Here is an 8,513-nt window from a genome sequence, read left to right as displayed (position 1 = left end):
AGCCACCGGCGGCAGGTCCCGCGGGGCGTCAGCGTAGATGCGGATGTCCGCTTCCTCTCGTAACTCGTCGGTCCAGGTGCGGATTTCCTCGTTGAGGCGCTGTTCCCGCAGCACCCGCCGGATGGACTCGCGCACGTCGTCCAGCGGCGGCACCTCCGTGCCTGGGCCGAGACCGGGCACCAACACGTTGCGGTAATACGCGCTGATGTCCTCGTCGCGGATGAAGATGCGCGGCCCCAGCCGCTCCTCGGTGTAGGTCAAAACCATCAGCTGGCGGGTGAGAAGCTGGCGCAGGGCCTGCTGGTCGAGCCCCAAACGCGCAAGCTCATCGCGAAACGCTGCGGCATCCTCGAAGCGCGCCTCGATCTCCGCCACATGTAGCTCCACCGCCTGCACCGGGATCTCCTCGAAGCCAAAGCGCTCGATGGCGTGGAAGCGCAGGCGCTGCTCGATGAGAGAGTCCAGCAACCGCCGGTGGAAGGCATCCTGGCTCTCTTCCGGCTCCGGCGCCACCAGCCCCAGCGCCACCAGCCGCTCGAGATCCGATTCCAGCACCGGATCCTCGTCCACCACCGCCAGCACCCGATCCTCCAGCTGATTCTCGCCCAGAGGCTCTTGGGCCTCGATGAAGGCCGGGCTCAGAATCCAGAGCAGCACGAGAACGAGAACGGCGGTGAAGGTCCCCAGCGGCGCGGAAGCGGTCGGGCAGGTATTGAGGCGTTGCATCATGATGCGGAGATCTTCTCATAGCGGCCGGCCATCCCTCCTCGAGAGCCTGCGTGAGAAGATCCGGGAAATCTTCGGGAGAACCCATGACCGGAAAACTGCTCGTCGTCGCCACCCCCATCGGCAACCTGGAAGACCTGACGCCCCGGGCGCGCCAGGCCTTGGAGGAAGCGGACCTGGTGGCTTGCGAGGACACCCGGCGCACCGGCTGGCTGCTGCACCAGCTGGGCCTCAAACGGCCCCTACTTTCGCTCCACGAGCACAACGAGCGGCGCCGCCTGCCGCGGGTGATTCGGGCGCTGGAGGACGGTCAGACGGTGGTGGTGGCCAGCGACGCGGGCACGCCGCTGGTCTCCGACCCGGGCTTCGTTCTGGTGCGCGAGGCGGCGGCACGGCAGATTCCGGTGACGGCGCTCCCCGGTGCCTCGGCGGTGCTGGTGGCGCTGGTGGTCTCCGGCCTGCCGCCCTTCCCCTTCACCTTCTGTGGCTTCCCGCCCCCCAAGGGCGGCAAACGCCGCACCTTCTTCCGCCGCTTCGCCGAGCTCGACCACACGCTGATCTTCTTCGAAGCTCCCCATCGCCTCCTCGCCAGTCTCGAGGACGCGGCGGAGATCTTCGGCGAGCGGCCGGCGGCGGTGTGCCGGGAGCTGACCAAGATTCACGAGGAAGTTCTGCGGGGATCGCTCCAAGAGCTGCACGACGGGCTGGCGGAGCGCCCCTCCATCAAGGGTGAGATCGTCGTGGTGGTGGGGCCGCCGGAAAAACCATCGAGGAAGGAATCTTCCGGCCGCGAAGACGGAGAGGCGGCCGAAGAGGAGACCGAGACGGCCGGATCTCGAAAGAACCGCCGGCCTCAGCGCAAGCGGGGGGCCGGCCGCCGCCGCAAACGCTCCACCTGAGCCGCCAGCGCCGCCAGCAGACGATCTACCTCATCCTCCGTGTTGGTCATGCCGAAGCTGATGCGCAGGGAGGCGATGGCCTCGTCGTCGTCGAGCCCCATGGCCACCAGCGTGGTGCTGGGCTTGGGGCTGCCGGAGCCGCAGGCAGCGCCGGTGGAGACCGCCATCCCCTCCTCGTCCAGCGCCATCATCAGCTCCTGCCCCACCACCCCGAGGAAGGCCACGTGGCTGGTGTGGGGCAAACGCGGAGACTCGGCGCAATGCACAACCGCGGCGGGAAAGCTCGCCAGTCCGGCCTCGAAGCGATCCCGCAGCCCGCGCAAGAACTCTGACCGCTGATCCAGCTCCCGGTGCGCCAGCTCCGCCGCCGCCCCCAACGCCACGATTCCCGGCACGTTCTCGGTGCTGGCCCGCCGGCCGCGCTCCTGGGCGGCGCCCAGCAGCAGGCTGCGTACGCTACGGCCGGGGCGAATCCATAGGGCTCCCACTCCCGGCGGGCCGTGAAATTTGTGGCCCCCGAGGGTCAGATAGTCGACCCCCAGCTCCTCCACCCGCACCGGCACCTTGCCGACGGCTTGCACCGCATCGCAGAGCACCGGTATCCCCTTCTCTGCGCACCGCGCCGCCAGCTCCGCCACCGGCTGCAGGGTTCCCAGCTCGTTGTTGGCGAGCATCACGCACACCAGCCGGGTGTCCTCCCGGAGGGCCGCCTCCACCGCCGCCGGCGCGATGCGGCCATCGGCTCCCGGAGCCACCCGGGTGGATTCCACACCCCGCTCCTCCAGCCGTGCCACCGCCGCCCCCACTGAAGGATGCTCGAAGGCGGCGAAGACGATATGCCCGGGAGCGCCCTCCTGATCACCGGCGAACGCCCCACGGTCGAGGATCACCGTGTTGTTGCCCTCGGTGCCGGAACCGTTGAAGACCACGTCCTCCGGCCGGGCTCCCAGCAGCTGGGCTACCTGTTCTCGGGCCTTCTCCACCGCTTCCCGCGCCTTGCGGCCGAAGCGGTGAGCGGAGGACGGATTGCCGTGCTCCCCCTGCAACCAGGGCAGCATGGCCTCGAGCACCCGGGGGTCCATGGGAGTGGTGGCGTTGTGGTCGAAATATAAGTGCTCCATCGCGCTGTTATTGTAGCTGTCCACACCGCTCAGACGACGAAAGGATCTCGCCCATCGTGCCATCCCGCTATCGTTCCCTCACCGTCCTCTTCGCCCTCTTGCTGCTCTCCGCCACCGCCGCTCTCGCGGAATATGGCCGCGCCGAGAAAAAGCAGATCGCCGAGCTCGCCCCGGAGTATCGGGAGTGGCTCATCATCGTCGAGCACCTGATCAGCGACGACGAGCTGGAGACCTTCCTGGGGCTGGAGAAGGAATACCAGCGGGACGCCTTCATCCGTCGCTTCTGGCTGGAGCGGGATCCCTACCCGGAGACGGCGCGGAACGAATTCAAGCGCCGCTGGGAGGAGCGGGTGGACTACGCCCGCAGCAACTTCGACAACTTGGAGGACGACCGCGCCCGACTGCTGCTGCTCAACGGAGCCCCGCTGCGCCGGCTGGTGGTCAAATGCCCCACCCGCTTCTACCCCATGGAGGTGTGGTTCTACGACGGCAGCGACACGGTGGGCTTCCAATTCTTCCTCATCTTCGTGCGCCCCGGGGACGTCGGCCCGTTCCGCCTGTGGTATCCCACCGACGGTCTCGAGAGACTCTTCAACACCATGTTCGTCGACCGCACCGCGCCGCCGGATCTTTCGGAGATCGAGCGCTTCTGCGAGGACGGCCGCTTCATCGTCACCGCCATCGCCTGGACCCTCAACGAGGGCCGCACCGGCTTCCCGCTGATCCTCATGCGCATCGAAGAACGCCCCGAGCCCCCCGGCGGCGAGTGGGTGGCCACCTTCAACGCCTATTCCACCGACCTCCCGGAGGATGCCGCGCCGCTGCCGGCGGAGCTGGCGGTGCAATACCCCGGCCGCCAGCAGAGCCGCACCGTCACCCAGGGAGTGCTGCGGGTGCCCCGGGCGGAAGCGGGGACCTCCCAGCTGGCGGACTATCGCTCCTACAACTTCCTGCTCAACGGCGAAGTGCTACGGGAAGGAGAGCTCTTCGAGGCTTTCCGCTACAAATTCGATCTGCCTTCCGGCGAGGTCCAGGGCGACACCCTGCCCATGGTCTTCCAGCGCACCCTGCGTCCCGGCGAATACACCCTCATCGTCAAGCTCGAGGATCTCAACTCGGGGAAATTCTTCCGCACGCAGCAGGCCCTCATCGTCCCGGAGCTGGACAAAGACCTACCTCCGCCACCGCCGGCGGACCCGGAGACCGCCCGCCTGCTGCGAGAAGCCAACGCCGCCATCAGCAGCGGCGAGACCACGCTGCAGCTCATCGAGCCCCACGGCGAGCTCCACACCGGCTATATGCGCCTCGACACCCTGACCACCGGTGAGGAATTCGACAAAGTCACCTTCTTCGTCGACGGCAAGCCGGTGCTGACCAAGAAGCGCCCGCCCTACAGCGTCGATGTCGACCTGGGCGACCTGCCCCGTACCCGCAAGCTGCGGGCGGTGGGCTATGACGAGGCCGGCGAGGAGATCGCCAGCGACGAGATCCTGGTCAACGCCAGCCGCCAGCGCTTCGCCGTGCGCCTGGTGGAGCCGCGCAAGGGCAGAACCTACACCGACAGCCTGCTGGCGGAAGCGGAAGTCTCGGTGCCGGACAACGGAACGGTGGAGCGGGTGGAGTTCTACCTCAACGAGACCCTGCTGGCGACCCTCTACCAGCCGCCCTACACCCAGCCGGTGGTGGTACCGCCGGAGGGGGAGATCGCCTACGTACGGGCGGTGGCCTACCAGCCCGACGGCAATTCCACCGAGGATTTGGTCTTCATCAACGCCCCGGAGTATCTGGAAGAAGTCGACGTCCAATTCGTCGAGCTCTTCACCACCGTTCTGGACCGTGACAAACGCCCCGTGGACGGCCTCACCCGAGAGAGCTTCCAGGTCTTCGAGGACGGCGTCCAGCAGCAGATCCTGCGCTTCGAGCAAGTCAAGGACCTACCCTTCCACGCCGCCATCATGCTCGATGTCTCCGCTTCCATGGACGAAAGCCTGGACACGGTGCAACAGGCGGCTCTGAGCTTCTTCCAGAACACCCTGACCCCGAAGGATCGGGCGACCCTCATCACCTTCAACGACCGTCCGAACCTGGCGGTGAAGTTCACCAACGAGGTCAACAGCCTCGCCGGCGGCCTGGCGGGGCTCAAGGCGGAGCGCGGCACGGCACTCTACGACAGCCTCATCTTCACCCTCTACTACTTCAACGGCATCCGCGGCCAGAAGGCGGCGCTGCTGCTCTCCGACGGCAAGGACGAAGCCAGCCGCTTCAGCTTCGACGACACCCTCGAGTACGCCCGCCGCGCCGGCGTCACCCTTTACGCCATCGGCCTCAAAGAAGCCGCCAAGGACGGCGGCGCCAAGCGCAAGCTCAGCCAGCTGGCGGAGGAGACCGGCGGCCGGGCCTTCTTCATTCGCGACCCGGCGGAGCTCGCCGCCATCTACCAGACCATTCAAGAAGAGCTGCGCTCCCAATACCTCATCGCCTACCAAAGCTCCAACTCCACCGGCGAGACGAGCTTCCGGGAGGTGGAGCTGAAGGTCGACCGCTCGGGCCTGGAGGTCAAGACTTTGAGCGGCTACTACCCCTGAGGACCATTCCTTGGAGACTATTCTGGAAACACCTGCCCCAATTGCTCGCTGGCTTCAGCCCCTAACGACCTTGACCCGGCCGGTAGGGGCGACCCTCGTGGTCGCCCGCGCCCAGAGATCTTCGCGCCTCCCAACCCCGAGTTCAGAATCTCCTTCACGGGAGATTGAAGAACAACGCGGGCAGGCACAAGGCCTGCCCCTACACCTCATCGGCGGTCAGGGCCTGTTCTCATCCTCGCGGGTGATTCGGACAGCCGTCCCGGCTGCTAAGATCGCCACCTCGATGCTCCGCAACCGATTCTTCCTCGCCGTCCTGCTGGCCGCCTCGCTGGTGGCCTTCGAGGCCGTTCCTCAGGACGAAGCCTCCGCCCAACCTCCTGCCGCCGAGGCGGAGCAACCGGAAAAGGATGCCGCCACCACCCTCGACCGGGCACCCCAGGAGATGTCCTCCCGTCACCAGGCGTGGCTCAAGGAGGTCGAGGCGCTGATCAACGAGGAGGAAGAGACGGTCTTCCTCGGCCTCACCCAGGACTACCAGCGGGATGCCTTCATCCGCCGCTTCTGGCAGGTGCGGGATCCCTTCCCCCAGACCGCCCGCAACGAATTCCAAGAGCGCTGGGAGGCCAACCGGGAGCTCGCCCGCCAGCTTTTCACCAACGCCGCGAACGACGACCGGGCGCGCATGCTGGGTTTCTGCGGCGAGCCCGTCCAGCGGCTCACCATTCGCTGCAGCGACTACCTCAAGCGCCTGGAGCTGTGGCGCTACGACGGCACGCCGGAGATCCGCTTCCCCTTCCACCTGATCTTCATCCGCGAACGCGCCCGCGAAGACTCTCCCTACAAATTGTGGTACCCCACCGACGGCCTGCAGCCGCTCCTCGACTGGACCGTCGGCTCCCAGCCCTCGGACCTCCAGCTGCTGGCGGGCATCTCAGAGAACTGTATGCATGGCGCCGAGCTGGTGGCGGCCTTGGACAACACGGTGGATTGGAACCTGGTGGAAGAGCAGGGCGGCCTGATGCCCGATCCCGGCGACGAATGGGTGCGCACCTTCGTCGCCTTCTCCACCGACCTGCCGGAGGGCGCCGAGACCTTCCCCGCCGAGGTGGAGCTGCAATTCCCCGGCCGCAGCCAGAGCCGCACGGTGGTCCAGGGCTTGATCTCGGTGCCGGTGGAGTCGGTGGAGCTCTCGGACCTCGAGCAGCGCCCCTCCTACAACTTCGTTCTCGACGGCGAAATCCTCATCGAAGACCGCCTGTTCGAACACTTCCGCTACCGCTTCAACCTGCGCGAAGACCAGGCGGTGCTGATGGCGGCGGGCGGCCCTGAGCCCACCGCGTCTCCCGCCGCCTCTCCGGCCTCGGCCTCCAACGAGCCTGCGTCCTCAGGCGGCGCAGCCCAGCCGGCCTCGACGCCGGACACCGCGCCGGCGAGCGCCACCACCGCGGAGGCCAGCTCAGCGACAGAGCCCGGCACCGTCGGGGAGACCCGGGAGATCCTCCCCCTGGTCTTCCAGCGCTACCTCCGCCCCGGCATCTTCCAGCTGGTACTCAAGGTGGAGGATCTCAACGGCGAGCGCTTCTTCCGCCAGGTGATGGATCTGGAAGTGCCGCGGGTAGAGAACTTCGCGCCGTCGGTGAAGGTCGCCTCCGGCAGCTCCCGGGACACCTCCACCTCCGCCCGCCTGCTCGCGGAGGCCAACGCCGATCTCGCCCTCGGCGACCACAGCATCCAGGTACTGGCGCCCCAGAGCGCCCTGATGGTAGGCCGGCTGCGGGTGGAGGCCCTGACCCGCGGCGAGGGCATCGAACGGGTGAACTTCAGCCTCAACGACCAGCCGGTGTTCAGCAAGAGCCGCCCGCCCTACAGCGTCGAGCTCAACCTCGGCGAGGCCCCCCGGGTGCACACCGTCCGCGCCACCGCCCTCGGCGCCGAGGGCCAGCGCCTCGCCACCGACGAGGTGGTGATCAACGCCGGCCCCCACCGCTTCGACGTGCGCCTGGTGGAGCCCCAGCGCGGCCAGACCTACAGCCAGAGCGTGCGCGCCCACGCCGTGGTCCAGGTCCCCGAGGGCGAGCGCCTGGACCGGGTGGAGATCTTCCTCAACGACGACAAGATCGCCACCCTCTACCAGCCGCCGTTCATCCAGCCGCTGGTGATCCCGGAGAACGAGCCCCTCTCCTTCGTCCGCGCCGTCGGCTATCTGGAGGGCGGCAATTTCACCGAAGACGCCGTCTTCGTCAACGCCCCGGACATCGTCGACGAGGTGGACATCCACATCGTCGAGCTCTACACCAGCGTCCTCAACCGCCGCGGCCGGCCGGTGCGCGACCTGCCCCAGGAGGCCTTCACGGTCCTCGAGGAGGGAGAAGAGCAGGAGCTGCGCCGCTTCGAGCAGGTGGAGAACGTGCCCATCCACGCCGGCGTCCTCCTCGACGTCTCCACCTCCATGGTCACCCGCCTCGACCACGCGGTGAAGGGCGCCCTGCGCTTCTTCGAAAAGGTCCTCACCCCCAAGGACCGCGGTGCGGTGATCACCTTCAACGAGCGCCCGGATGTCGCCGTGCCCTTCACCAACAGCCTCGAAGTCCTCGCCGGCGGCCTCGCCGGCCTCACCGCCGAGGGCGACACCGCCCTCTACGACAGCCTGATCTACGGCCTCTATTACTTCAGCGGCATCAGCGGCAAGCGAGCCATCGTCCTCCTCTCCGACGGCGAGGACGTGCGCAGCCGCTACACCTACGACGACGTCATCGACTACGCCCGCCGCACCGGCGTCGCCATCTACGCCGTCGGCATCGACCTGAGCGGCCGCAGCACCGACATCCGCCTGAAGCTCCAACGCCTGGCCGGCGAAACCGGCGGCCGCTCGTTCTTCATCGACGACGCTCAGGAGCTGGAGAAGGTCTACGAGTCGATTCAGGAGGAGCTCCGCTCTCAATATCTGCTGGCCTACCAGAGCCCCGCGGAGGGCGAAGACTTCCGCCGTATCGAGGTCCAGGTCGAAGGCAACGGCCTTACCGCCAACACCCTCAAGGGCTACTTCCCCTGATTCCCCCAGCCTCGGCTCCATGACCTCTGCTGATCCCTCAGGCTCCTCAAGCCAGCCCCACCTGATCCTCGCCTCCGGCTCCCCCCGCCGCCGCGAGCTCCTAGAGGGCCTAGGCTTGACCTTCACCGTC

General features: G+C 67.4%; 5 protein-coding genes. 3 read left to right on the top strand and 2 right to left on the bottom strand.

Annotation, left to right across the window (positions count from 1 at the left end; genetic code table 11):
• Positions 1-729, bottom strand: a 729-nt coding sequence (locus SX243_23990; protein ID MDY7096048.1) for a hypothetical protein, incomplete at its 3' end; no start/stop codon positions are given.
• Between the two features lie 83 nt (positions 730-812).
• On the opposite strand from SX243_23990, the gene rsmI reads away from it, so the two are divergent.
• Positions 813-1,625, top strand: a complete 813-nt coding sequence (rsmI, locus tag SX243_23985) for a 16S rRNA (cytidine(1402)-2'-O)-methyltransferase (GenBank protein MDY7096047.1) — start codon at positions 813-815, stop codon at positions 1,623-1,625.
• Here rsmI and SX243_23980 read toward each other — a convergent pair.
• Positions 1,580-2,770, bottom strand: a complete 1,191-nt coding sequence (locus SX243_23980) for a cysteine desulfurase family protein (protein ID MDY7096046.1) — start codon at positions 2,768-2,770, stop codon at positions 1,580-1,582. The genes rsmI and SX243_23980 overlap by 46 nt on opposite strands.
• 32 nt (positions 2,771-2,802) lie before the next feature.
• On the opposite strand from SX243_23980, the gene SX243_23975 reads away from it, so the two are divergent.
• Complete coding sequence (locus SX243_23975) at positions 2,803-5,331, top strand: VWA domain-containing protein (GenBank protein ID MDY7096045.1); 2,529 nt, start codon at positions 2,803-2,805, stop codon at positions 5,329-5,331.
• 283 nt (positions 5,332-5,614) lie between these two features.
• A complete protein-coding gene (locus SX243_23970) occupies positions 5,615-8,383 on the top strand; it encodes a VWA domain-containing protein (protein MDY7096044.1) in 2,769 nt (922 codons plus the stop codon).
• Positions 8,384-8,513 lie beyond the last annotated feature (130 nt).

Source organism: Acidobacteriota bacterium (assembly GCA_034211275.1).
GTDB lineage: Bacteria > Acidobacteriota > Thermoanaerobaculia > Multivoradales > JAHZIX01 > JAGQSE01.
This window is presented reverse-complemented; position numbering and strand designations above follow the sequence as displayed.